The sequence below is a fragment of the Sphingomonas sp. AC449 genome (assembly GCF_979253475.1).
In genome coordinates, this window is record NZ_CEEDCZ010000133.1 from 1 (window position 1) to 229 (window position 229).

Below are 229 nucleotides of genomic sequence, written 5' to 3' on the forward strand. Positions count from 1 at the left end.
CGCTCGAACCGATGCAGCACAAGCTCGAACAATCCGCGCCGCTCTATCGCACCGACTGGGTCGGGCTGCTCGGGATCATGTTCCTCGTCGAGGCGATGGTCGCCGCCCCGGCGTTCGGGCGCGCGCTGCCCGCGACGACGATGCAGATCGGGATCGGCGAGCTGTTCGTGGCGCTCGGCCACGGTCTGCCGAAGTCGCGCCCCGGCGTCTTCGTCGGCATCCGGACGCC

1 protein-coding gene is annotated in these 229 nt (G+C 70.3%); it reads left to right on the forward strand.

Going from position 1 to position 229, the window contains the following annotated elements; translation table 11 throughout:
• Window positions 1–229 (forward strand): SdpI family protein (locus tag AC0CH3_RS18115; RefSeq protein ID WP_465238158.1); only part of this gene is annotated, 229 nt, incomplete at both ends.